We start from the raw sequence: 24001 nt of genomic DNA, 5'->3' as shown, positions 1-24001 counted from the left end.
AGCTAATGGGGGTGAAGTTAGCTTAACTCAATCCTCTGCTGAAAAAAGAAACTGAACAGTCGCCGCATTTTATGGTTAGGAATAGCGAACTGGTTGGTTTAGTCGTGTCTCTGTACGATTACGACCTGTTAGTTTGGCGTGATAGAGAGCCTCATCAGCTTGATTAATTAAGCTATTCGTATCCATAGGTTGTGATCGCTCCCAGCAAGTAATACCAGCGCTGATGGTCAGTATGCCGTCATGGGGGGAGTCTTCATGTGGTATTGTTAAACTGATGATTTTATTGCGTAATACTTCAGCAAAATGATATGCCTCCTCGAGATTGCTCGATGGTAGTACTATCATGAACTCCTCTCCGCCATAGCGGGCAAGCATGTAAGTGGGTTGTTTCAAGATCGATTTGGTGGCATTAACGATTTTCTTAAGACATTGATCGCCTGCGACATGACCATACCTGTCGTTAAATTGTTTAAAATTATCAATATCAAACAGAATTATACCTAGGGGCATGTTGTGGTCCCTTGCATACTCTAATTCTTTTTGGAGTTGTAAATCTAAATAGCGGCGATTATAGCAGCCAGTTAATCCGTCGGTTTCGGCCATGCCTTTAACCTGAGCTGCATAGCTTTTTAATGTCTCTAAGGAGCTCACCATTTGCTGGAGCTCTAGGTTATCAGTGACAGGCATTCTGGCGTCGAGTTTTTCATTGGCAATGGCATTCATTGCATCTCGAGTCGCCATGACAGGCTTGATGATTCCCTTAGTGATAAAGTGCCAACTGGTGAGCCAGATGAAGAAGCAATATAAGATGCCACTGCAGAAAATCAATACGATAAATGCGGTGCTATCGTTTTTAAGTTCGCGGCCTGTTTGCTGAATTTCATTTTCAACTTGGTTAACGAGATCCTGCGTATAGGTCGCAACGATTTGTGCGGCATCTGCTTGGTATTCTAAATGTGCATTGGCGATATGAGTGCTTCTAATCGCTTTGCGAGAAAGTTCAAAGAGGTTGTCTTCACCGACCATGGTCTGTTTTATTTGTGATAACAAATTAAAATATAAGTTTTTATCGCCACCGATACTATCAAGCATAGCCTCCATGCTTAACAGCAGCCGCATAGCATCTCTTTGGGTTTGGTTTAGTTCAACCAGATTGTCGATGATATTCACTTGAGTTAACTGGGTAAATAAGTGTTCTCCTAGATGACTAAATAAAGATAGCTGATAGTTGGTATGGATATTTAAAGCAATCTGGTCAACGTTTTTCAGCTTAAGCTGGCGTTCAGAGTCCGTATTAATACGCTGAAATTGGGTTTGCATTTCATCGCTAAATCCCGACGCCATTGACGTTAAGTTGGCTTGAATATTGGCTGCCTGTGAATTGGCTTGTAAGGCAGTATCGGTTAACGTGTTGAGCAATGGCAGTTGTTGTAAGTAATACAGTTGAGTATCTAAGGCGTGATTTAATTCTTGCTTATTGACAGTAGAAGTTTCTATTGAGGCCAGTAGTCGTGAGTCATTGATGAGTAATTCCCATTGTGTAGAAAGTTCACCTAACAGGCTAGTTCTTTGTTTTTCATCATAATAATTATTCAAGCGTGCAGTAATGATTTGTAGTTTTTCACTGTTTTTTGCCAGTTGCAGCGCAGTGGTGACTTTTACCACATCTACCCCGACTAAGTGTTCAATTTCTGATTTGAGTTGCTGTGACAGTAGTATGGCGACAACACCATTTAATAGCGCCATGCCCACTATGATATAGAAGGCTGAGGTTATTTTTTGTTTCAAACTTTTCAGTGGTTTAGTGCTTGGCATTATTTTCTTTGTCAATAGCAGGTACCTCTCCATAGGTATTTTGGAGGTGTTTTATCTCTGCACTTAATTTAATGAAAATATCTTCACTGTTAGCGGGTCTGCGGCTTGCGCTAAAACAGGCGTGGCTGAGTTCAGGGTAAATTTGTCCCATGGCAGTACTGGTGAAATGCCCAAAGGATAAGACCTTAGTAGACCAAAACATATTGGCTATGTGGCTTGCCTCAAATGCGCCTGCTATACCTCTTAAAGATTCATCTTTAAATTCTGGGGCTGTTACTACATCCATACGACAGGGATTACCCCCCCCCATAGCATAGGCATGTTGTGCCTCATAGGTGCCCATATATTTGAGCAGCCAATAGGCAGCTTGAGGTTTTTTGCTGTCGTAGCTAACGGCAAAGGCATAAGCGCCATTGTAGGGATAACCGCCAGGCACTTGGCTTACGGCTAGACGCGCGCCGAGAATGTTCTGTTCAACTTTAAAGGATTTATACCACAGATTATTGTAGGCAAAAGGCCACATTGCCGCTTGACCTGTTGCAATAGCATTAGCTGCTTCATTGAAAGCAAACTGCTCGTTAGCGGGAACGGCATAGGGCATTAATTCGCGATATTGCTTGGCCGCTTCAATGGCTTCATGGTTGATGGTAGGCACTTCAAAATGGGAGATCTGTTTCTGGCTGTTATAGACTGGCTGCATCCAAGTGCCACCTAAGCTCCAAATCATGCTAGAGAATTCATCGTTAATATGGGGCTTATCACCCGACATTAGCGCTAGACCGTAAAAGTCATGAGTCAGTATTTTATCCGCCAATAAAGTGCCTGCTTTACGAGTGAAGAACTGAGCTTGATCTCGTAACTCTGTTAAGGTTTTTGCTGGTGCGAGTGGATAGCCAAACTGACGCAGAAACTGAGCTTTTTCAGTTTTATTATCAAAGAGATCTGCTCGATAGTGATTTCCCATAACATAATTGTTATAGGGAATAGCATGGATTTCACCTTGATAGGACAAGATGTTAAGTAGCGATGGGTAATAGGGTTCTAGGTATTTCTCCATGGCCTTTTCGCCATCGGGATCGTACAGTTTAGCGAGTTCAATTAAGGGCACTGTATAACCATTGGCAGCCCATTCTTTAGCCCAGCCCGCTTCCATTGTGAGTAAATCGTATTTGCCTGAACCTTGAAGTAAATTCTGGGTCTGTAAGTTAAACATATCCTCTAATTCAGTACTGACCACCTGCACTTTTACGCCGGTTTTAGCGGTGAATTTAGGCAACATTTCTTGGGTTAAATAGTCGGTCCAAAATCCTTTTTCAGCGACCAAAGTAATGGGGGTTTTGTTTGTTAGCGGCGGGATTTGTGCCAATGAAAATTCTGCGTAACAGGGCATCATTATCGCTGCGGTTAAACAAAGAAAAATAAATCTGATCTGGTTTAACAAAAATAACACCTTAATGTTACGTGTTGACTCTGAGTTAATATCATTAATTCAGCATTATGTATATTTAAGGATAGGTGGGATCAGAACTTATGCCGCGATTTTATGATGGTTTTTATTGTGTTTTTTTACTTTTTGAGCAAAAAGCCGGTAACTCGATCTTAGCTAAGTTACCGGAAAAGGGTGGGAGTAGTGCGAATCGTTAACGGTTTTGGCGTTGTTGTTCTCGTAATTGCCTCAAGGTAATAGGTAGGTCGAAGTGTTGTTCAATCAAGAGTCGGAGCAGCTTTGATTTGGATATACTGCTTTCTTCTGCCAGTGTAGCAAGATGGGTTATAGCCGCTTCACTGAGGGAAAATGTTGCTTTGCGATAGTGTGTTTTAGTTTCTACTTTTGCCGGGAATAATACGTTTGTTTCTAGGCTTTGTTTGTGCAAGCTCAACACATTGGAATGGCTCTGGGCCATGTCAGTTGTGATGTGATTTGCCTGTGAGCCTGTGTTTTTTGTGACAATTGCATCTGCTTTATGATCTAGATTGCTTTTTATCTTATTCAGACTTTGTCCCATTGCGTACAAGTTTGCCGCCTCAATAAACTCATCTAACGAAAGCGAGTGCTGTAAGCTGCTAGATGACATAGCGTTTTTCTTGAGATCGCTGAGTCCCATTTTGCCCCCTTCGTTGAGTAGTCGTGTGAGTGGATTGAGTTTGATGGGTCAAATGATGATGCATTTGACTCACTCCCTGAGCGTGTATCGCGGGATGTAGGAGATTGGCTAAGCTGGCAGCACAATCGACTTGGAATAGTTCGCAGGCGATAGTGCGAATTTCTTCGGCTGCTTTTCCTGCGGACTCGATTTCAATTACCGATAATCCTGATTCTTCACTGTCATCATAAACATTGCGGCAATATGTTATCGCGTCAAGGACATGGATATCATAGGTTTTACAGACTTCTTTGGCCTTTAAAATTCGGTTAGCTTGATTGGGGAGACTTGGACATTGGGTGATCACAAAAGAAGCCTGTAACTTGGGATTAATCATCTTACACGTCGCGACGATATCGTCCATGTGACATACGGTTTTTAAATCGCGGCGCTTAGGTCTTAAGGGCATTAAAATGTAAGAGGCGACTGACATGGTTGCTCGTAGTGCTAGGTTATCTTGCCCACCGCAGTCGACTATGACTACATCATAGTGTTGCTCAAGACTGAGTAAGTCATTACGGATCTTACCGTAAAGCTGCACGCAATTGATGCTGGCAAGTTGCGGATTGTTGTTTCTTGCATGGATCCAATCAGAGGTGGTGCGCTGGGGATCGCAGTCCACCATAATGACCGAGGCGCTACATTCTGTGGTTAGAAATACAGCTATATTTTGGGCCAAGCAACTTTTACCGCTGCCGCCTTTTTCTCCACCGATTAAGACTATCATGACGTATTCCTTAATTCTTTTGATGACCCTTGTGCAGCGAGTTGATGTGTTTGGAGCTATCCGCATTGATGTCCGAAATCGAATGTAAACCTAATGTTAATCTCGGTCAATTGGCTGATTTTTGACGTTTTTTAATTAAATTGTCGTAGGCGTTTTTCTGTCAGTATCTGGTCATATGTCGTTAATTTGACAAAAAAGATGAGACGAGGGATTTATAAAAATGTTTTTTTATCTTATTGGTTTTAAATTGTTTTATCTGTTATCCGTCAGCTAAAAGGGTTGTTTGTGGTGATCGGTAACTGTGCATAGGACTTAGGGTGTAGTTTTTTATTTCTTCCTTGGTACAAGTGTTAATTTTATATTTCTAAATGTTATTAACTGATCTGAGTAAATTATCAGCTTCTCAGTCGAAAGTGGTCTTGTTTGGTGAGGCACTTGTCATCAAACTGCCAAATGCTGGCTTTATCATCTCTATAGACTGACGTCTAAATCGCTTGAAATTTCAACCATGGAGAAGGGATGCCAAATGGATATCAAAACTATTATGCCTATTAAGTTTGAACTCGTTGAAACTGCACCGTTATTTCATGAACTACTTAATCTGCGGGCCACAGTTGGCCTCCCTTCTATTGGCGTTGAACTTGCGGATGTACAGGCATTGTTCTGGGTCTCTATTCGATTAAGTGACAAGACTGAATTGGAACATGCAGGCGCTGGGGCCGCTAAGTCTAATCTATTGGCAACGGCGTGTGTTTATGGCAACAAGCCCGGGCATTTGATGATTGAAGATTTTATTGTCTTACCCGAATACCAATCCTACGGGCTAGCAAAGATAATACTTGAGCGGGTGATGACCTTTGTTGATGACCATGCGAGTGCGGGAACTTGTGTCAGTATGACCGCCCATGGTGAGCATGAGCGCTTATGTAGTGAATATGGTTTTCAGTATGCTCCCTGCGCTAACTTAGGGCCTAATCTGTTAAAAATTATCGCTTAATATTCGTGTGAGAATGCCTTTTAGGTGTTAGCTAGCGCGTATTTTTGCCCTTGGGTATATAGTTACTTTTGCGTAGTTAACGGCGACATTCGTTCGCTTATGTTGTAGCATCCGTAGGATTATCGTGACGTTCTGTATGAGATAACAACCTATGGATCAGCAACTCCTTATTGATGCTGTTAATCAAAAAATGCCCTTTGGTAAGTACGCTGGACGTAAGTTGCTCGAATTACCCGAACCTTATCTGGTGTGGTTCCATAAGCAAGGTTTTCCTCAAGGGAAACTTGGTGAGCAATTAGCGCTAATTTACGAAATCAAACTTAATGGCTTAGAAGGCATGCTAAAACCGCTGTTGAAATGAGTTCCCTTTTTTTAAGAAAAATACTGCTTTTGCGATAAGTGTTGTATTTCGTGATAGAGATTAGCGATTTATTGTTTTTAGCGTGCTTTAATGCAGCATATTAGCAAAACAAAAGGAACGCAGGCATGATGGCAAAATGGGTAAAATTAGCGGCAGTAGCGACTTTAGCGTTAGGCATGTCAAGTGCTTGGGCTCAGGGTGTCACCCACGAAGGTACTGTTGTTGATACGATGAACGGTGGTGGTTACACCTACGTACAGATTAAAGAAGCTGATACCACTTTTTGGGCCGCGGGTCCTCAAACTGAAGTGAGCAAAGGCGATAAAGTGACTGTGGTTGAGCAAATGTGGATGAACGAATTCACCAGCAAAACCTTGAACCGCACTTTTGATAAACTGTTATTTGTTGGCCAAATCGATAAGAAATAGTCAGCAGTATCGAGTGCGCTAACCTGTGCGCCTCTTTAATTCAACGGCTTCGATACTTTCGAGGCCGTTTTTGTTTTTAGCGTTCAATGCCGCTAAATCTGAGTTTGTGACTATCTCGATGGGGACAAAGGCGGCAAAATAGCGGCTATTTTTCTAGCCGTTATTACTCAGCAGGGGATCACTCAAGTGATGGCGTTTGAACAGTTCGAGATCCAGCCTTATCAATCATGTTATGCACGGGAAGTGAGTGAGTTATTTCACCTTTGCGTGCACAGCATTACCCATGTTCGTTATGCGCAGGCGCAGCTTATGGCTTGGTCTGCGGCGCCAAGATCGGCTAAACATTGGGATTTACGGTTACGTCGCTCGAAGGCGTGGGTGGTTTTAGCCATAGATGAAGCGACTGCTTCTTCAGTTTGTTGCGGTTTTATCAATGTCGAAACCCATTTCCCCCGTCAAGGTTACTTAGATAGCTTATATATACATCCAGATTATCAAGGGCAGGGATTAGGTGAGCGCGCTTATCTTGTTTTAGAAGCTTGGGCTAAGGCACAAGGCTATGTGCGCTTGAGCTTGGACGCATCTTATCTCTCTAAAGGGTTGTTTACTCGGATGGGATTTATTCAAATACAGCGCAGTTATCAGCAAAAACTTGGGCAAGTGATCCCCGGTTTCTACATGGAAAAGAATATAGGAAAGAATATTTAACGCGCGTTTACTATGGTTTCAGCTAGAAAGTGATGTAAGGTATTCCACAGTAAAACATTAGCTTAACGCCGTTTAGTGACACTATTTAACTAAATAAGCACTGTTTAGCTTAAATTAGAATTCGGTTAATCTAAGTCAATTAATGATTCAAGATGGAGGGCAGAGAATGAAGATTCGACTATTTACGCCATCGGATGTCTCGCAGTTGGCGGCAATCTTTGAGGCGAGTGTAATGCAAGGCTCTAGTGAGTTTTACTCCTTCGCCGAGCGCTCTGCATGGGCTTATATTGAAGGTGAGACCCGCAGCGAGAGTTATTGGCTTGAACGCTTACAGGGAACCACTATTTGGGTTGCCGAAACCGATAATATGCTGGTGGGTTTTATCAATCTTAAGATAGGCGCCGACAGCGATGTTGAAGCCGCTGCTGAAGTGGAATGTTTGTTTGTTCATCCAGAATATGCCCGTTCTGGGGTGGCTACCTCTTTGTATTTTGCGTTGTTTGAGGAAGTTAAAATCTTAGCGCTGAAACGATTAACGGTTGAAGCGTCCTATCTCGCGCGTCCTTTTTTTGAGAAACAGGGATTTCGCAGTATTCGTCGTAATGAACATAAGCGTTTTTTGAATGCGGCGGATAAAGCACAGGGTCAAGCTCAAGTGTTGGTTAACTTCAGCATGACGCTCACCCTCTAACTCAGCTTATCAAGGGCTGTTCTGGTAGCTAAACGAAGCCGTTAGCACGGCTTTATAACATCGCCATAGAAGCGCCAATAAAAAACACTGCCAAAGATGACTTGTGGCAGTGCTTCTCGGTGAGTGCTTATTAAGCTGGCATGTAATCACTTACTCAATCGTTTGCTTGCTAATAACCAATAACTAATAAATAGTGAAGCTGAATTACTGAATCGCTTTGTTAAATCACTTGTATTACGCATTAGGCGATAAATCGAACACTAATGCGGTAACTGGGCCGCTTGTTGCAGTAAAGTCGACACTCGCGAGTTGTGTCAGATGTGCGCCGTCCCCAGCCGTGAGTGTTGTGCCATTGATATCCAACGTACCTTCAATCAATTGAACATACAGATGACGATTTGCTTGAGCGGCGTTTCTACTCATCGTTACTTTTTCACCTTCACTCAACATTAAACGATATAGGGTTGCATCTTGTTGCACTTTGAGCGTGCCATTTTCACCGTTTGGCGTCACCACGGCTGTCAGTGGTGAGCTTTGCTCGAATGCCTTTTGCTGATAACCCGCATCTATGCCTAAAGTATCTGGGCGGATCCAAATCTGTAAAAAGTGCAGCGGCTCAGTTTTAGAGGCATTAAACTCGCTGTGGTAAATGCCTTTACCTGCGGACATCAATTGAAACTCTCCTGCGGGTAAGGTTTTGATATTGCCGAAGCTATCCTTGTGAGCGATAGTGCCGGATATCACGTAACTGATGATCTCCATGTCTTTATGACCATGGGTATCAAAACCTGCGCCGGGTGCCACTCTGTCATCGTTGATGACTCTTAGGGATGATATCCCCATGTGCTCTGGGTCATAGTAGCTAGAGAAAGAGAAGGTATGTTGACTCTTTAGCCAGCCTAAGTCAGCTTGACCGCGATCCTGTGCTTTTCTTAATGTGATCATCTTGCTACCCCCTTTATTTGATGCGGTTAGCGAATAGGTTATCTACAGCGAATTTGCCAGCACCTGATACCGTCAATGAGACTGTGGCTGCTAATAGGGCGAGACCAAATTCGTAACCGTTATTGGCAAGGAACAGACCGTTGCCTATATGTACCGAGAAAATCGCCACAACCATAGTGAATGACAAGACGAGGGCCGTTGGGCGAGTCAGCAGACCGAGCAACAGGAACAGGCCGCCGAAGAATTCACTTGAACCTGCCATCAATGCCATTAAGTAACCTGGCGTCAAACCAATGGATGCCATCCATTGTCCAGTGCCTTCTAAGCCGTAACCACCAAACCAGCCAAACAGTTTTTGTGAACCATGGGCGATTAAGATGATCCCGATAGGAATGCGCAGTGCCAGTGGGGCAAAACTCGGGGCTGATTTCAGTGTTTTTGTGATCAGTGCTTTCATGGGATATTCCTCATTTCAAATTATTTAACGAATAGTTAAGGGTATTGTTCACTCAGTCTTAAGTCAGTTTGGCTACAGTTCCGAAGAACTTCTCCATTGCTAAGCAGTGTAGACTTGACCTTTGGCAAAGAAAATCGGAACATTTTCAATGTCCATTTCAAATAATTTGAATATGAGGTTTATATGTTGCCATCTATTAGTCTTGATGGATTAATCGTACTCGATGCCATTGATAAAAAAGGCAGTTTTTCCGCTGCTGCCGAGTCCTTGTTTCGGGTGCCATCGGCACTGACCTACACAGTGCAGAAACTGGAAAGCGATTTAGGCACAAAATTATTTGAACGTAAGGGCCAGCGCGCCGAGCTGACCTTAGTCGGTCAACTTGTGCTGCGCCAAGGCAGAGAAATCCTTGCGGCAACATCAAGGCTCGAAGAGGCGGTGCGTCAACTCGAGACAGGCTGGGAGTCTTCATTGACCTTAGCCATAGATACAGTGGTGCCGGATTTACCTCTGCTGCAGTTGATTGGTGAGTTTACTGAGCTGGGTAAGCAAGTGACTGTGAATATCAGCGAAGAGTCCTTAGGTGGCGGCTGGGATGCGCTCTATTCTGGCCGTGCCGATATCGCCATCGGCGTAACAGGGGAGTTGCCCAAAGGCCAATATCACGTGGTGGAAATTGGGGAGTTGGAGTTTGTATTTGCTTTAAATCCCGCGCACCCATTGGCGCAACATGCTGGCCCAATTCCGACCGAGGCATTGCTGCAATTTCCTTCTATTGTGGTAGCAGACAGTTCGACTGCCCTAGCACAGCGATCAAGTGGTTTATTTGATAGTCGCCAAGTGATCCGAGTGCCGAATATGCAGACCAAAATTAAAGCACAGCAATTGGGATTAGGTGTGGGTTACATTCCAAAGCACTTGATCTTAGATGCGTTGGCGGCGGGAAGCCTAGTGGCTTGTCATGTGGAAATGCCGCGCCCAACGCAAGCTGTGTTTATGGCATGGCGTAAATATGCTGAAGGCAAGGCGCAGGATTGGTTTACTGCGCGTTTACCGCAATGTGATTGGCAATTTTAAGCTCAGGTTTGTTTAGCGCTTTGTAAGTAGCCGCTTACTTTGCTCCTCACAGTATTAATGCTTACGCCATGAGGAGCATAGCGCCTAACCTATACGTTGGCTGTGGCTGGTGTAATGCACATGCTGTGACAATAAATCAGACAGATTCGGTGAGCGATTCAAGAATCGAATAAAGGCCTGTGGCAAAGTCAGTGACTCCATCGACTCCTGCCAGCGGGCTTGCAGCAATGGAGAATAACCTTCTTTACCTGCAGCGGTGTAAGATGTTGAAACTCCTACGTAAAGTGACTCAGGTTCAACGGGATACCATAGTGATTGGCTGTCTTGCTGCATCATCTCTAGTCTGAATAAACGCTCACCCAGTGGGCGTCGCCCATCGTAGTAATACCGTAGGCCGTAGGTGTAAGGGAAGCTGCCCGCGCCTGTGCCACGGACGCTGTTGTTGGTTGCCGCGTTAATCGCCGATTCGAGCGCTTGATAGAGGAACTGGCCTTGAATTTCATATTTAACTAATGGCAATTCGAAGGGCAGCAACTGCCCCATCACATCCGCTAGCGTCAACTGACCTTGGGCCACTGACTGGCGTACACCGCCGGCATTATGCAGAGCAAAGTTCACTCTTGGGTCGACCAGTTTGGCTTCTTGGAACATGCTGCGACTCACCCAAGGTGCTATTTCACTGCCGTGGGGCAGGGCTTTAGAGGGTAAGCGGGTATGGACTAAGTTCTTCGGCACCAGTGCTAACACTTTGTTTTCCATCTCTGCGATAGCGGGTTTGTAGATATCTCGGATCACGCCATCGATATCGGCATCGGCATCATCCCAAAAGATATTCGGATGCTGATTAAGCTGCTGGCGCACAGCTTGGTAATCTTGGTTATCGACTGCCGTGTTAGCACTTAAGATAAAGTGTTGATCTAGCATGAAGTAGTTGCCGCCTGTTAAGCTCAGCATTTTACCTTCAGCGTCAAATACTACCTCGGCCAAGCCGACGACTTCGGCATACTTACCCGCATGCACTATGGGCGTGTTATTGATGACTTCACCGTAGGGCAGGTTGCTCAAACCTAAGGCGCGAAAATCCCCCTGTAGCGTATGCGTGTGACCGCCGACGATAAGGCTAATACCATCGACTTCGGCCGCGAGGCGTTTATCCTGATCTAAGCCTAAGTGACTGAGCACGATAATATGCTTAATACCTTGATTTTTAAGGTGCTCAACCGTGCGCGCGGTAGTGGCGATAGCATCGACAAAATGGGTGTCGGGATCGGGACGAGCGATCTCTTTCATCTGATCTAAGGTAATACCGACAATGGCTAATGTCTTATCGTGGAAGGGCTTAAGCAGGTATTTCGCGCGTTTTTGCTCATGATCATAATCCAAGATATTAGGCAAACCCCGCAGACAACCGGGTTTGTTGAGATCTTCTTGGCTTAAATCCATATTGCCCGCAAGCAATGGGAAATCAATTTGCTTGGCAAACTCGGCAAGTCTGGCGTTACCTTCATCGATATCGTGGTTGCCAATGACCATAGCATCAGGTGCCAACAGATTGAGTAAGTGGGCGTTGGCCTTACCTTTAAAATGGCTGAAATACAGCGTGCCCTGGAAGCTGTCACCACCATGCAGGAAAATAAAAGGCGTATTAGTTTGTGCAGCGGTGTGACGCGCTTTTGTGATGTGATGGCCGATGCGGGCATAACCACCGCTATGGCTGGTCACATCTAGCTTATGTTGGCCTATGTTAAGGCTAAATTGGACGCGGCAGGGTTCAAAATTCGAATGGGTGTCATTAATGTGCGCGAGTGAGAGTGTGTAGCTCTGTGTCATAACTTACCTCTATTACGGCGGGTGAGTATATACCCAAGCAACCTGAAAATGCGAGTTTCAGAGGGTTCTGAGTCATCCGCATTCTAAAAGAATAAAGGGAGCTAGGCTCCCTTTACATTAACAAGCACTAAACTTGGTTAGCCTTCAGCCGGATTTGGCTTCGTCATCATCGGATGCGGCTTCAAAATCACCGTCATCGGATAGGCGAATGCCTTTTTGCTTCATGCGCTTAGTCCAAAGTTTACGTGCCAATTGCTGCATATCGGTCGCGGGGTCGTTTAGATCGACAATCTCTAATCCTAACATAGATTCGATGATATCTTCTTGAGTTACGATACCTTGGCTACTGCCGTACTCGTCGACCACCATCGCAATTTGGGTGTTACGCTTAATCATACGCTCAAAAAGTGGCAGAATTTTTGCGGTTTCAGGCACCACAAATAAACTCCGTTTAAGCTCACCAATCGGCGCTTCTGGCGTGTAACGCTCAGCCAGCAAAACATCGGTGCGGGTAATGTAACCAATCACATCATCATGATCTTGGTCGTACACAGGAATACGGGTAAAAGGTTTGTCGCGATATTGGCGCACAAACTCATTTTGAGTCAGATCCACTGGCAGCGAGAACATCACAGTGCGCGGCGTCATGATTGCCGTAACGGGCATATCTCGCACCTTCAGCATTTGCGTCAAAATTTTTGACTCTTGCTCATCAAGCTCACCGGATTCATGGCCAATTTTGGCCATAGCACTCATCTCTTGGCGTATGTAGTGGCCTTCATCACCTTTGCCCATTAGGCGAGTGACTTGCTGTGACATCCAGATCAGCGGTTTAGTGGTACGCTTCATCCACAGCACGGCAACAGAAACACTTGGTGCGAGGCGACGCCAATGGTTTGCACCCAATGATTTAGGAATGATTTCTGAGAAAAACAGGATAATAAAGGTTAATACGCCCGAGAAAACACCTAACATATCGTCACCAAATACTTTAGCCGCTTGCGCACCTGCAACGGCGGCACCGACGGTATGAGCGATAGTATTTAGGGTAAGGATTGACACCAAAGGGGCTTCGACATTCTCTTTCAATCTACGCAAGCGCGCGGCTGCGGCACTGTCAGTTTGTTCGAGTGATGCGATATAACTTGGGGTAACCGATAACAGAACAGCTTCGAACACACTGCACAGAAAAGAAACAGCAACAGCGACAAGCACTATAATGATGAGGGTTAACATATAGGTGGAATTACAACTCCGTATTTTAGGCCAATATTAGCCCTTGGAGATTCTATCATAGGTGAATTGAGTTACTGGCTAAAATTTATTTGCGTCTGTATAATTCGCCGCCCTGTTGCAGGATCCGGTTTTTGGTGTTGAGGTTAGCTATATGAGTGAAAAGAAGATCAATTTATTAGACCTTGATCGTAAGGCGATGCGCGCATTATTTGCGGAAATGGGTGAAAAACCCTTTCGTGCCGATCAGCTCATGAAATGGCTATATCATTTCGGTGTCAGTGACTTCGAAGAGATGACCAACATCAACAAAGTGTTACGTCAAAAGTTGGCGGCCCGCTGCGAGATCGTTGCACCAGAAATTTCGAGTTTCCAAAAATCGACCGATGGTACGATAAAATTTGCAATCAATGTTGGCCAAGGCCAAGAAGTGGAAACGGTTTATATTCCTGAGGATGATCGTGCGACCTTGTGTGTATCTTCACAGGTTGGCTGTGCGCTGGAATGTACTTTCTGTTCGACGGGTCAGCAAGGTTTTAACCGTAACTTAACGGTTTCTGAAATCGTCGGCCAAATCTGGCGCGTGTCGCACTTTTTAGGATTTGCAAAAGACACGGGCGAGCGTCCGATCACTAACGTCGTGATGATGGGCATGGGTGAGCCATTACTCAATTTAGCCAATGTGATCCCTGCGATGGACATCATGCTCGATGATTTTGGTTTTAGTTTATCAAAGCGCCGCGTGACTTTATCAACCTCAGGCGTAGTGCCAGCGTTAGATAAACTGGGCGATGCCATCGATGTGGCACTTGCTGTCAGTATTCATGCTCCCAATGATGAGTTGCGTGACATTCTGGTCCCGATCAATAAAAAGTATCCGCTGGATGAGTTTTTAGCGGGTATTCGTCGCTATATTGCTAAATCAAATGCTAACCGCGGCCGCGTGACGGTTGAATATGTGATGCTAGATCATATCAACGACAGCACAGACCAAGCCCATGAGTTAGCTAAGTTAATGAAAGATACACCTTGTAAGGTAAATCTGATCCCATTTAATCCGTATCCTGGCTCGCCTTATGGCCGCTCATCTAATTCACGTATCGACCGTTTTTCTAAGGTTCTTATGGAATACGGTTTTACTGTCATCGTACGTAAAACCCGTGGAGATGACATCGATGCCGCTTGCGGTCAGTTAGCAGGTGATATTCGCGACAGAACGAAACGTTTAGCGAAAAAACGCATGCAAGAAAACCAGATTTCAGTCACAATGAATTAACTCTTTGTTTGCACAGATTTATAGGCTTGCCCATGAAGCATGGATTGCCAAGGTTTTCGTTGATTTTAAGCCTGTCGTTATTGATGGCAGGATGCGTCACTGAGCGTACTTATACTGGGACAGATATTCCTGTTTCGGAACGAAAGTTAGACAAAGTCGCCGCCGCAAGAGAGCGGATGCAGCTCGGTTTAACCTATTTAAATCGAGGTAGCACGGAACAAGCCAAATACAATCTTGATAAAGCATTAGAATATGCTCCAGAGCTCGAAGATGTGCATACCGCTCTGGCTTATTACTATCAAACCGTGGGCGATTTAGTGCGTACCGAAGAGTCGTACATGAATGCCATTAGTACTAAGGACGCCTCTGGCGATTCCATGAATAATTTCGGGGTGTTTTTGTGCCAACAAAAGCAATACAACAAAGCTGAAAAAATGTTTTTGGCCGCAATTGAAATGCCCAAATATACGCGCACTGCCTCAAGCTATGAGAACTTAGGTCTTTGTAGTCGCGAAGCAGGACAAGCAGAAAAGGCACGACAGTATTTTCAGATGGCGTTAAAGTATGACCCGAGACGCTCGGTGTCATTACTGGAGTTGGCAGAGTTAGAAGTCGATCAAGGTGATTTTATTCAGGCGCGAAACCAATTAGCGCGCTATCACCAAGTGGCTGAGCAAACTCCAGAAAGTTTAGCGCTCGGGATCAAAATAGAGCAGGCAGTGAATGATGATGCCGCTGTGAAGAGATTTGGTATTTTATTGCTTGCCAAATTCCCAGCATCACCTCAGGCCAAGCAATACAGAGTTAATTTGCATCAATGAAAGATCATGAAACCAATGCGCCAGTTGAGTCGGTAGCACCGCAATCAGTCGCGCTAGATGTCACGCTTGGTACTTTATTAAAAGCCGCCCGCGAAAAAATGGGCCTTAGTATTCAAGATGCCGCTGTAAAGCTGCATCTACGTCCTCGTATTATTGAAGATATTGAAGCTGACAATTTTACCAATATTGCCTCATCGACTTATGTACGTGGCTATGTGAAAAACTACGCGCGTATGGTCAGTGCCGATGCGGCTTTGATTGAAGCTTGTCTTGTGCAGCAAGTGCCAGTTGTGATTGAGCCTGCAATGCAAAGTTTTTCACGCAAAACCACATATCAAGCTCGCGATACACGTTTAACTTGGCTGAGTATTTTTATCGTCATAGTGTTACTCGGTTCGTTAGTCGTCTGGTGGATGCAAAAAACCACCTTGCTAAGCACTATTGATGTGTCGCAACCCACGGCTGAAGAGGTCGCAGCAGCTAATCAGACGCTGCCAGGTGATGTGTTATTGACCGAGACGGATGCCAGTCCTCGTTTGACTGAGATTGCCGCAAACGGCTCAATGTCTATCGATGGTCCAATTAAAGATACTGATGCAAGCACTATTGATGTCAGCACAGGACCAACGGACAATAATTATCCTCAGACCGTTGATACGAGTAATGAAGATGGCGGTTCAGCAATCGCAGCCACTACGACAACGCCATCAGTTCCGCAAACGACAGCTCCTGTAGTCCAACAGCCTGTTAGTTCAACGCCTTTACCGACCACAACATCAACGACCACTGCCACTGCAGCAAGTACTTTGGTTGCTGTTGCAGGACAATCGATTATAGATGTCCAGTTGACGGGTGATTGCTGGATAAACATTGTTGATGCTAAAGGTAAAGCGTTAGTCGATGGTGTTAAAGGTGCTGGCGCAACAGTGCAAGTGAGCGGTGTGCCACCGTTTAAAGTCATTTTAGGTGCACCTCATGTAGCGACCTTAAGCTTAGATGGTCAAATTGTTAGCCTAGCGGATTTCCCCAAGGGACGAGTCGCGCGTTTAACCTTGCCTAAAGCCTAACGACCGCGTAATGATCTGCAGCACGTACCGAAATAGAGCGTATTAAGCATGTATAATGAAACTCCCATAAAAAGACGTCCTTCCACCCGCATTTATGTGGGTAATGTACCGATTGGTGATGGGGCGCCGATTGCTGTTCAGTCAATGACCAATACTAAGACCACAGATGTTGAAGCGACAATTGCTCAAATTCGTGCCTTAGAGAAAGTCGGTGCCGATATAGTGCGTATCTCTGTACCCACTATGGATGCGGCTGAAGCCTTTAAACTCATTAAGCAAGCGGTCAATGTTCCTTTAGTGGCCGACATTCATTTTGATTATCGCATTGCTTTAAAAGTTGCCGAGTACGGTGTCGATTGCCTTCGAATCAATCCGGGCAATATAGGCAATGAAGAGCGTATTCGTAGCGTGGTGGAATGTGCCCGTGACCATAATATTCCCATCCGTATTGGTGTGAATGGTGGGTCATTAGAAAAAGATCTAATGGACAAGTATAAAGAACCTACTCCTGAAGCCTTACTCGAATCAGCTATGCGCCATGTGGATATTCTGGACAGATTGAACTTTGACCAGTTTAAGGTCAGCGTTAAAGCCTCCGATGTATTTTTAGCGGTCGAATCCTACCGTTTATTAGCGAAACAAATTCGTCAACCCTTGCATTTAGGCATTACCGAAGCAGGTGGCGCGCGCGCGGGTTCAGTGAAATCGGCCGTAGGCTTAGGCATGTTATTGGCCGAAGGCATAGGTGATACCCTACGTATTTCCTTGGCCGCTGATCCGGTCGAAGAAATCAAAGTCGGTTTTGACATTTTAAAGTCGCTGCGTATTCGTAGCCGTGGCATCAACTTCATTGCCTGTCCATCTTGTTCTCGTCAAGAGTTCGATGTGATCAGTACAGTCAATGAGTTAGAGCGTCGCCTCGAAGACGTGACTACCGCCATGGATGTGTCTATTATCGGCTGTGTAGTTAACGGCCCAGGTGAAGCCTTAGTGTCGCACATAGGCTTAACCGGTGGACACAATAAGAGCGGATATTACGACGAAGGTGAACGTCAAAAAGAACGTTTTGACAACGAAAACATTGTCGATTCCCTCGAAGCGAAAATTCGCGCAAAAGCCAGTCAAATGGCGAATCGTATTCAAATCAAAGATACAACTGAGTAATATGTACCCGCATTTGGGCATAGATTACGCCTAATGATGTTGAGCTAGGCCCCGAAACCGACGGGGTCGTTTTACGTTTTACGCTCAAAAGCCTATAATGCGTGACATTTTTATTAATTTAGCGAAATCGGACGAGTCGATACAGTGGCAAAACAGATCCAAGCGATTCGCGGAATGAATGACATTCTGCCAACTCAAAGTCCTCTATGGCAAAAAGTGGAAGCGGTACTACGTTCGAGCGTCAGTGCTTACGGTTACAGCGAAATCCGCACTCCAATAGTGGAAAATACCGATCTTTTTAAACGCTCTATCGGTGAAGTAACTGATATTGTTGAAAAAGAAATGTATACCTTCGCAGATAATAACGGTGATAGCTTAACGCTGCGCCCAGAAGGTACCGCGTCGACAGTGCGTGCAGGTAACGAAAACGGTCTGCTATATAACCAAGAGCAACGTCTTTGGTATATGGGTCCTATGTTCCGCCACGAACGCCCACAAAAAGGCCGTTATCGTCAGTTTAACCAATTTGGCGTTGAAGTGTATGGCATTGGCTCGGCTGATATTGATGCTGAAGTCCTAATGCTATCGGCACGTCTGTGGGAAAAACTCGGTATTAGCGAGCACGTCTCGTTAGAGCTAAATACCTTAGGTGATCCTGCTGAGCGCGCTGTTTATCGTGATGCCTTAATAGCGTTTTTAGAGCTGCATAAAGATGCGCTCGATGAAGACAGTAAGCGTCGCATGTACAGCAATCCGCTGCGAGTATTGGATTCAAAAGATCAAAATGTCCAAGCCATATTGGTTGATGCACCAGAGTTAATGGATTTTCTCGGTGAAGAATCGAAGACACATTTTTCACAATTGCGTGAACTACTTGATGCTGTGGGTATCAAATACACCATTAATCCGCGTCTAGTACGTGGTTTAGATTACTATAATCGTACTGTATTTGAATGGGTTACATCTAGTTTAGGCTCACAAGGTACTGTACTTGCGGGTGGTCGCTACGATGGTTTAGTCGCCCAGTTAGGTGGTAAAGATACTCCAGCGGTCGGTTTTGCTATGGGCTTAGAGCGCATTGTCTTGCTGCTTGAAACCTTAGAGCTGACCAAAGATATTCCGCCAGAAGTGGATGTGTATGTCACGGCCATGGGTGATAGCTGTCTGGTTGAAGCCATCAAGGTCGCGCAGGAATTACGTAACGCACTGCCAAACCTTAAAGTGATGAGTCACTGTGGCGGCGGTAACGTGAAGAAACAAATGAAGCGTGCCGACAAAAGCGGTGCGAGTGTGGCACTACTGATAGGTGAAGATGAACTTGCCGAAGGTATGGTTACGGTTAAACATTTACGCAATGACATCGAACAACAACGGGTAGCTCGAAGTGCCTTAGGCGCATTTTTAGCTGAACTGGCCATTAAGTAATAGATCATATAAGGGGACGTGCGCGTGGAAATTTATAGCACAGAAGAACAACAAGTTGATGCTATCAAGCAGTTCTGGAAAGATTACGGAAATTCAATTTTAATCGGTGCCGTCGTAGGTTTAGGCGGCCTGTATGCGTGGAATTATTATTCTGACGTTAAAGTGGCCCAAGCGGAAGAAGCCTCAAAAGCCTTCCACGAGTTGACCACTAAATCAAGCGACGAAGCCGCTATGCTGGCGGGTGTGGCTGAGTTTTCTAAAAATCACGATCAAAAGGGCTATCAAGCCTTGTTAGAATTGATCGTGGCCAAAACTGCGGTAGAAGCGAAGGATTATCCAAAAGCGATTGATGCTTTGAACAAGGTGATTGCGGCTAAACCTGGTGCTGGTTTAGATGTGATTGCGACTTTGCGTTTAGCACGAGTACAAGCAGAGCAAGGTCAAATTGATGCAGCTCTAGCGACCTTAGATCAAGTAACAGATAAAGCTTTCTTTGCTCAGCGCGATGAGTTGAAAGGTGATTTCTTAGTACGTCAAGGTGAAGTTGAGAAGGCAAAAACAGCTTATCAAGCTGCCATGGACAATGGTGGTGTGGTGACAAGCCCTGCGCTTAAAATCAAACTTGATAGCCTAAATCAGGCATAAGGGATCCCTTGATGAAGTCTTGGTGCAAAAACCTGCTAGCCGCTGGATTAAGTCTGGCCATGTTATCCGCCTGTTCGTCGAGCGATGTCGAAGAAGAACCGGTAAGTGAGTTAACTGCCATTCAGGCGACAGTGTTTCCTGAAGTGAGTTGGAGCACCTCTGTCGGCAATGGTGTTGGAGATTATTATTCTCGCCTCGCCCCCGCCGTTAGTTATGGAAAAATTTTTGCCGCCGACCGTTATGGTGAAGTGGTTGCCTTCGATGAGGCCACTGGCGAGCGCGTTTGGACTAAAGATTTCAGCGAAGAGTTTCGTGATAACGCTTTAGCTAAAAATAAAGGTGCGCGTATTGCTGCTGGTGTGACTGCTGCGCGTAATAAAGTCTTTTTAGGTGGTGAAAGTGGGCTGCTTGCTGCATTGAACGCTGAAGATGGTCAAGTGTTATGGCATGTCGTTGCGGGCGGTGAATTACTGTCTGCTCCCACTGTGGCCGATGACGTCGTGGTGGTCAGTACCAGCTCTGGTTCACTCGAAGCATTTAACGTTGATACTGGCGCCAAGCTGTGGGTGTATGAAATGCAATTGCCGAATCTGACCCTGCGCGGTACAGGTTCTGCAGCTTACGAAGCGGGTGGTTTCTTCATAGGTACCGCCGATGGCAAAGTGGCTGTTGTGATTAAAAACAATGGTCAAGCTGCGTGGGAACAGGCTATTTACAATCCAACGGGCGGTAACGAGTTTACGCGTATGGCCGACGTGGATATGACGCCCTTGATCCTTGGCGACAACTTATATGCGGTGAGCTACAACGGTAACTTAGTGTCGATGGAACTGCGCACGGGTCGAGTTGTGTGGACACGTAAGTATTCTAGCTTTAACGAGTTAGCATCAGCGGGCCTAAGCTTGTACTTAGTTGACGATCACAGCCGTATCTACTCAGTTGATAAACGTAACGGTTTGGAACTGTGGAGTAATTCTGAGTTAGCTAACCGCACTCTGACATCTCCTGCTGTGTATAAAGACTATTTAGTTGTGGGTGATTTCGAAGGTTATTTACACTTCATCGATCGCAGTACAGGGACGATTGTCGGTCGTGTCCAAGTGGACAGCTCAGGATTATACAGCCAGCCGTTAGTGGTGGATGATAAAATCTATGTTCAAGGTCGCAGCGGAAAGTTGGCTGTTGTAACACTTCCATAGTTAAAAGTGTTATCCTTGCTGAGCCCCTGGAAGTGTGTTCCGGGGGCTTTTTATTGAAAAGTTTTTTAGAGGCAAAATCATGATCCCTGTAGTGGCCCTTGTTGGTCGGCCGAACGTCGGTAAATCCACCCTATTTAATCGCCTTACGCGCACGCGTGATGCGCTGGTTGCTGACTTTCCTGGCCTAACACGTGACCGTAAATATGGTCGAGCATTCTTATCCGGCTATGAGTTCATTGTGGTCGATACCGGCGGTATCGATGGCACTGAAGAAGGGATCGAGACGAAAATGGCTGAGCAATCCCTTGCCGCCATTGAAGAAGCCGATGTTGTTCTATTTATGACCGATGCGCGCGCGGGTTTAACCGCTGCGGATCTGTCGATTGCACAGCACTTACGTAGCCGTGAAAAAACCACTTTCGTGGTTGCGAACAAAGTTGACGGTATCGATGCCGATTCGGCCTGTGCTGAGTTTTGGTCTTTAGGTCTAGGTGAAGTTTACCAAATGGCGGCGTCTCAAGGACGCGGCGTGACCAACATGATTGAATACGCGCTGACTCCTTATGCCGAAGCGATGGGCATTGTGCGTCAAGGCGAAGACGAAGTTACTGAAGAGCGTGAATATACCGAAGAAGAAGCGGAAGCTGAGCAAAAGCGTCTGCAAGATTTGCCTATCAAGCTGGCGATCATAGGTAAACCTAACGTCGGTAAGTCAACCCTGACTAACCGTATTCTAGGTGAAGAGCGCGTTGTGGTATTTGATGAACCCGGCACGACCCGTGACAGTATTTACATTCCAATGGAACGTGAAGGTCGCGAGTACGTGATTATTGATACCGCGGGTGTTCGTCGTCGCAGTAAAGTACACCAAGTCATTGAGAAATTCTCAGTGATCAAAACCTTGAAAGCGGTTGAAGATGCTAACGTGGTGTTACTTATCATCGATGCCCGTGAAGGTATCGCCGAGCAAGATTTGGGTCTGTTAGGTTTCGCGCTCAATGCGGGTCGCGCTTTGGTTATTGCCGTCAACAAGTGGGATGGTATCGACCAAGGTATTAAAGATCGTGTGAAGAGCGAGCTTGACCGTCGTCTTGGCTTTATCGACTTTGCCCGTATTCACTTTATTTCGGCGCTGCACGGTACAGGTGTTGGCCATTTATTTGAATCGATTGAAGAAGCTTACGACAGTGCCACACGCCGCGTCAGCACTTCTATGCTGACCCGTATCATGCAAATGTCGCAGGACGATCACCAGCCGCCATTAGTGAATGGTCGCCGTGTGAAGCTTAAATACGCTCACGCCGGTGGTTACAATCCGCCAATCGTGGTCATTCACGGTAACCAAGTGAGTAGACTGCCTGACTCGTACAAACGCTACATGATGAACTACTTCCGTCGTTCATTGAAAGTCGTAGGTACGCCAATCCAGCTGCGTTTCCAAGAGGGTGATAACCCATTTGAAAACAAGACTGAAAAGTTGACTATGAGCCAAGAGCGCCGCCGCAAGCGCGCACAAAGCCATATCAAAGACAGAAAAACCAAATAGTGTTTTTTACCTGACACATTTGAAACAAAAGGAACCTTAGGGTTCCTTTTGTGTTTTAAGACGATTTCAGCGTCATGTAGATTTATTTGAGCGGCTTTATCTGAGTGACGGTTGAGATCACTTGTCCATGGCGCAAGCGGGTCTGCAAACTATCACCGATGGCCAGTTTATCGGCAGAGTCGACCACTTGATGGTGGATGTCAGTGGTAATGCTGTAACCACGGCTTAACGTGGCAAGCGGGCTGACGGTTTCAAGCTGATGGGCCGCGTATTTTATCCGCTGTTCACTTTGGCTGAGTTTGTCCTGCAATGCATCCTGTAAGCGGCTCGCAAGATAACTTAAGCGGTTACCCTCAATGGCGAGTTTATGCTTGGGAGATTGCTGTTCAAGGCGGCTTGCGAGCAACTGCTGACGGCGGCTGAGCAGATGCAAGCGATTCGACAGCGCGGACTCTAGTCGTAATTGCATCTCATCGAATCTTTGTTCGAACTGCTGCAAAGTCCGTTTAGGGTCTTGGCGTTGCAGTCTGTGCTCTAGCAAACTAAGTCGTCTTTCTTGTTTAAGCTGATAATGTTTCGCGCTTTGTTGCAGTCGCGATAAGGCTGTGGCGAGTTTTTGCGCCTTATTATCACTGTCTTGTGATAATAGCTCCGCGCCTGCAGACGGTGTTGGGGCGCGGATATCAGCAACATAATCACTGATAGTCGTATCAACTTCGTGGCCGACGGCGCTGACAATGGGTAGGGCGCTGTTATAAATCGTGTGGGCGAGGGCTTCGCTGTTAAAACACCACAAATCCTCAAGCGAACCGCCGCCGCGGGTGAGCAGTAATACATCGACTTCTAAACGTTGGTTGGCGATATTGATTGCCTGACAAATACTCTGCGCCGCGGTTTCGCCCTGAACTTGAGTCGGATAGATAATGACTTCAATCGAAGGATCGCGCCTTGCCAATACATGTAACACATCACGGATCGCCGCACCCGTAGGTGACGTAATAACGCCAATCCGTTGAATATTTTTGGGTAGCAATCTTTTGGTGTCGGCGGCGAATAAACCTTCGGCGGCGAGCTTCATCTTGAGTGCATCGAACTGCTGGGCGAGTAATCCATCTCCTGCGGGTAACATGGACTCAATTAATAATTGATAGTCGCCTCTGGGTTCATACACGCTGATCGCGCCTTTGACCAGCACTTGCTGACCATTGATGGGCTTAAAGCTGACCGTCTGGTTACGGCCCTTAAACATGGCGCAACGGATCTGCGAAGAGTGGTCTTTTAAGGTGAGATACCAATGCCCTGAGCTGGGGGAGGAAAAGTTGGATATTTCGCCATTGAGCCAAATTTTACCCAGTTGCCCCTCGAGAATTTGTCTGACTTCACCATTGAGCCGCGAGACAGTATAAATGTTGTTTTTGGTGCCTTGCATCGAATAACTCAATAAA

The 24001-nt window shown here is 45.7% G+C and carries 23 protein-coding genes; 14 read left to right on the top strand and 9 right to left on the bottom strand.

Translation table 11 applies throughout. The features are described 5' to 3' along the window. Positions 1–75 precede the first annotated feature (75 nt). The 4 genes from L5M18_RS05030 to L5M18_RS05015 form a co-directional block, all read right to left on the bottom strand. Positions 76–1815, bottom strand: a complete 1740-nt coding sequence (locus tag L5M18_RS05030; RefSeq protein ID WP_263196124.1) for a GGDEF domain-containing protein — start codon at positions 1813–1815, stop codon at positions 76–78. Then, on the bottom strand, positions 1802–3205 hold the full coding sequence (locus tag L5M18_RS05025; protein WP_263196123.1) for an ABC transporter substrate-binding protein: 1404 nt from the start codon (positions 3203–3205) through the stop codon (positions 1802–1804). Before L5M18_RS05025 ends, L5M18_RS05030 begins: the two co-directional genes overlap by 14 nt. 250 nt (positions 3206–3455) lie before the next feature. Next, entirely contained in the window at positions 3456–3920 is a 465-nt protein-coding gene (locus L5M18_RS05020; protein WP_263196109.1) for a CopG family transcriptional regulator, read from the bottom strand. Further along, entirely contained in the window at positions 3880–4686 is an 807-nt protein-coding gene (locus tag L5M18_RS05015) for a division plane positioning ATPase MipZ (protein WP_263196107.1), read from the bottom strand. The genes L5M18_RS05020 and L5M18_RS05015 overlap by 41 nt, the downstream gene beginning before the upstream one ends. Positions 4687–5212: 526 nt before the next feature. Here L5M18_RS05015 and L5M18_RS05010 point away from each other — a divergent pair. The 5 genes from L5M18_RS05010 to L5M18_RS04990 all read left to right on the top strand — a co-directional run bounded on the left by L5M18_RS05010 (position 5213) and on the right by L5M18_RS04990 (position 7871). Continuing rightward, on the top strand, positions 5213–5683 hold the full coding sequence (locus tag L5M18_RS05010) for a GNAT family N-acetyltransferase (RefSeq protein WP_263196106.1): 471 nt from the start codon (positions 5213–5215) through the stop codon (positions 5681–5683). Positions 5684–5834: 151 nt separating this feature from the next. Continuing rightward, on the top strand, positions 5835–6044 hold the full coding sequence (locus L5M18_RS05005) for a DUF3820 family protein (protein ID WP_263177100.1): 210 nt from the start codon (positions 5835–5837) through the stop codon (positions 6042–6044). Positions 6045–6169: 125 nt separating this feature from the next. After that, positions 6170–6472 carry an NrfJ gene (locus tag L5M18_RS05000; protein ID WP_263177099.1) on the top strand — a complete coding sequence of 101 codons (303 nt, stop codon included), beginning with the start codon at positions 6170–6172 and terminating at the stop codon, positions 6470–6472. A gap of 186 nt (positions 6473–6658) precedes the next feature. Then, the gene (locus tag L5M18_RS04995; protein WP_219250966.1) at positions 6659–7180 is read left to right on the top strand and encodes a GNAT family N-acetyltransferase; all 522 of its coding nucleotides are present in this window, start codon (positions 6659–6661) and stop codon (positions 7178–7180) included. A gap of 166 nt (positions 7181–7346) precedes the next feature. Further along, a complete protein-coding gene (locus L5M18_RS04990) occupies positions 7347–7871 on the top strand; it encodes a GNAT family N-acetyltransferase (protein ID WP_263196105.1) in 525 nt (174 codons plus the stop codon). Between the two features lie 234 nt (positions 7872–8105). Here the strand turns inward: L5M18_RS04990 and L5M18_RS04985 are convergent, their stop codons facing one another. Then, on the bottom strand, positions 8106–8816 hold the full coding sequence (locus L5M18_RS04985; RefSeq protein WP_263196104.1) for a pirin family protein: 711 nt from the start codon (positions 8814–8816) through the stop codon (positions 8106–8108). A gap of 13 nt (positions 8817–8829) precedes the next feature. Further along, positions 8830–9273, bottom strand: coding sequence for a DoxX family protein (locus tag L5M18_RS04980; RefSeq protein ID WP_028761260.1), 444 nt, complete (start codon positions 9271–9273; stop codon positions 8830–8832). 183 nt (positions 9274–9456) lie between these two features. On the opposite strand from L5M18_RS04980, the gene L5M18_RS04975 reads away from it, so the two are divergent. Further along, positions 9457–10350, top strand: coding sequence for a LysR substrate-binding domain-containing protein (locus tag L5M18_RS04975; protein ID WP_168824535.1), 894 nt, complete (start codon positions 9457–9459; stop codon positions 10348–10350). Between the two features lie 84 nt (positions 10351–10434). On the opposite strand, the gene L5M18_RS04970 is transcribed toward L5M18_RS04975, so the two are convergent. Together L5M18_RS04970 and L5M18_RS04965 are read right to left on the bottom strand one after the other, a co-directional pair. Next, positions 10435–12180 carry a bifunctional metallophosphatase/5'-nucleotidase gene (locus tag L5M18_RS04970; protein WP_219250961.1) on the bottom strand — a complete coding sequence of 582 codons (1746 nt, stop codon included), beginning with the start codon at positions 12178–12180 and terminating at the stop codon, positions 10435–10437. Between the two features lie 144 nt (positions 12181–12324). Beyond that, positions 12325–13416 carry a CNNM domain-containing protein gene (locus L5M18_RS04965; RefSeq protein ID WP_173243691.1) on the bottom strand — a complete coding sequence of 364 codons (1092 nt, stop codon included), beginning with the start codon at positions 13414–13416 and terminating at the stop codon, positions 12325–12327. 151 nt (positions 13417–13567) lie between these two features. On the opposite strand from L5M18_RS04965, the gene L5M18_RS04960 reads away from it, so the two are divergent. From L5M18_RS04960 to der, 8 genes are all read left to right on the top strand, one after another. Then, complete coding sequence (locus tag L5M18_RS04960) at positions 13568–14689, top strand: bifunctional tRNA (adenosine(37)-C2)-methyltransferase TrmG/ribosomal RNA large subunit methyltransferase RlmN (RefSeq protein ID WP_028761256.1); 1122 nt, start codon at positions 13568–13570, stop codon at positions 14687–14689. A gap of 32 nt (positions 14690–14721) precedes the next feature. Continuing rightward, positions 14722–15510, top strand: a complete 789-nt coding sequence (gene pilW / locus L5M18_RS04955; RefSeq protein ID WP_131523673.1) for a type IV pilus biogenesis/stability protein PilW — start codon at positions 14722–14724, stop codon at positions 15508–15510. Next, the gene (locus L5M18_RS04950) at positions 15507–16577 is read left to right on the top strand and encodes a RodZ domain-containing protein (protein ID WP_263196103.1); all 1071 of its coding nucleotides are present in this window, start codon (positions 15507–15509) and stop codon (positions 16575–16577) included. Before pilW ends, L5M18_RS04950 begins: the two co-directional genes overlap by 4 nt. 48 nt (positions 16578–16625) lie before the next feature. Further along, on the top strand, positions 16626–17741 hold the full coding sequence (gene ispG, locus L5M18_RS04945; RefSeq protein ID WP_263196101.1) for a flavodoxin-dependent (E)-4-hydroxy-3-methylbut-2-enyl-diphosphate synthase: 1116 nt from the start codon (positions 16626–16628) through the stop codon (positions 17739–17741). A 144-nt stretch (positions 17742–17885) separates the two neighbouring features. Beyond that, positions 17886–19166, top strand: coding sequence for a histidine--tRNA ligase (hisS, locus tag L5M18_RS04940; RefSeq protein WP_263196100.1), 1281 nt, complete (start codon positions 17886–17888; stop codon positions 19164–19166). A gap of 24 nt (positions 19167–19190) precedes the next feature. Further along, positions 19191–19811, top strand: a complete 621-nt coding sequence (locus L5M18_RS04935) for a tetratricopeptide repeat protein (protein ID WP_263196098.1) — start codon at positions 19191–19193, stop codon at positions 19809–19811. Between the two features lie 11 nt (positions 19812–19822). Then, positions 19823–21010, top strand: coding sequence for an outer membrane protein assembly factor BamB (gene bamB, locus L5M18_RS04930; protein WP_028761250.1), 1188 nt, complete (start codon positions 19823–19825; stop codon positions 21008–21010). 79 nt (positions 21011–21089) lie between these two features. Beyond that, a complete protein-coding gene (der, locus tag L5M18_RS04925; RefSeq protein WP_006082478.1) occupies positions 21090–22556 on the top strand; it encodes a ribosome biogenesis GTPase Der in 1467 nt (488 codons plus the stop codon). Between the two features lie 82 nt (positions 22557–22638). On the opposite strand, the gene xseA is transcribed toward der, so the two are convergent. After that, complete coding sequence (gene xseA / locus L5M18_RS04920) at positions 22639–23985, bottom strand: exodeoxyribonuclease VII large subunit (protein WP_263196097.1); 1347 nt, start codon at positions 23983–23985, stop codon at positions 22639–22641. Positions 23986–24001: the final 16 nt, after the last annotated feature.

Origin of the sequence: Shewanella sp. SM20, assembly GCF_025654545.1 — a bacterium.
Lineage (GTDB): Bacteria > Pseudomonadota > Gammaproteobacteria > Enterobacterales > Shewanellaceae > Shewanella > Shewanella oncorhynchi.
Note: the sequence above shows the minus strand (reverse complement) of the source record. Positions and strands in the feature narration are given on the sequence as shown.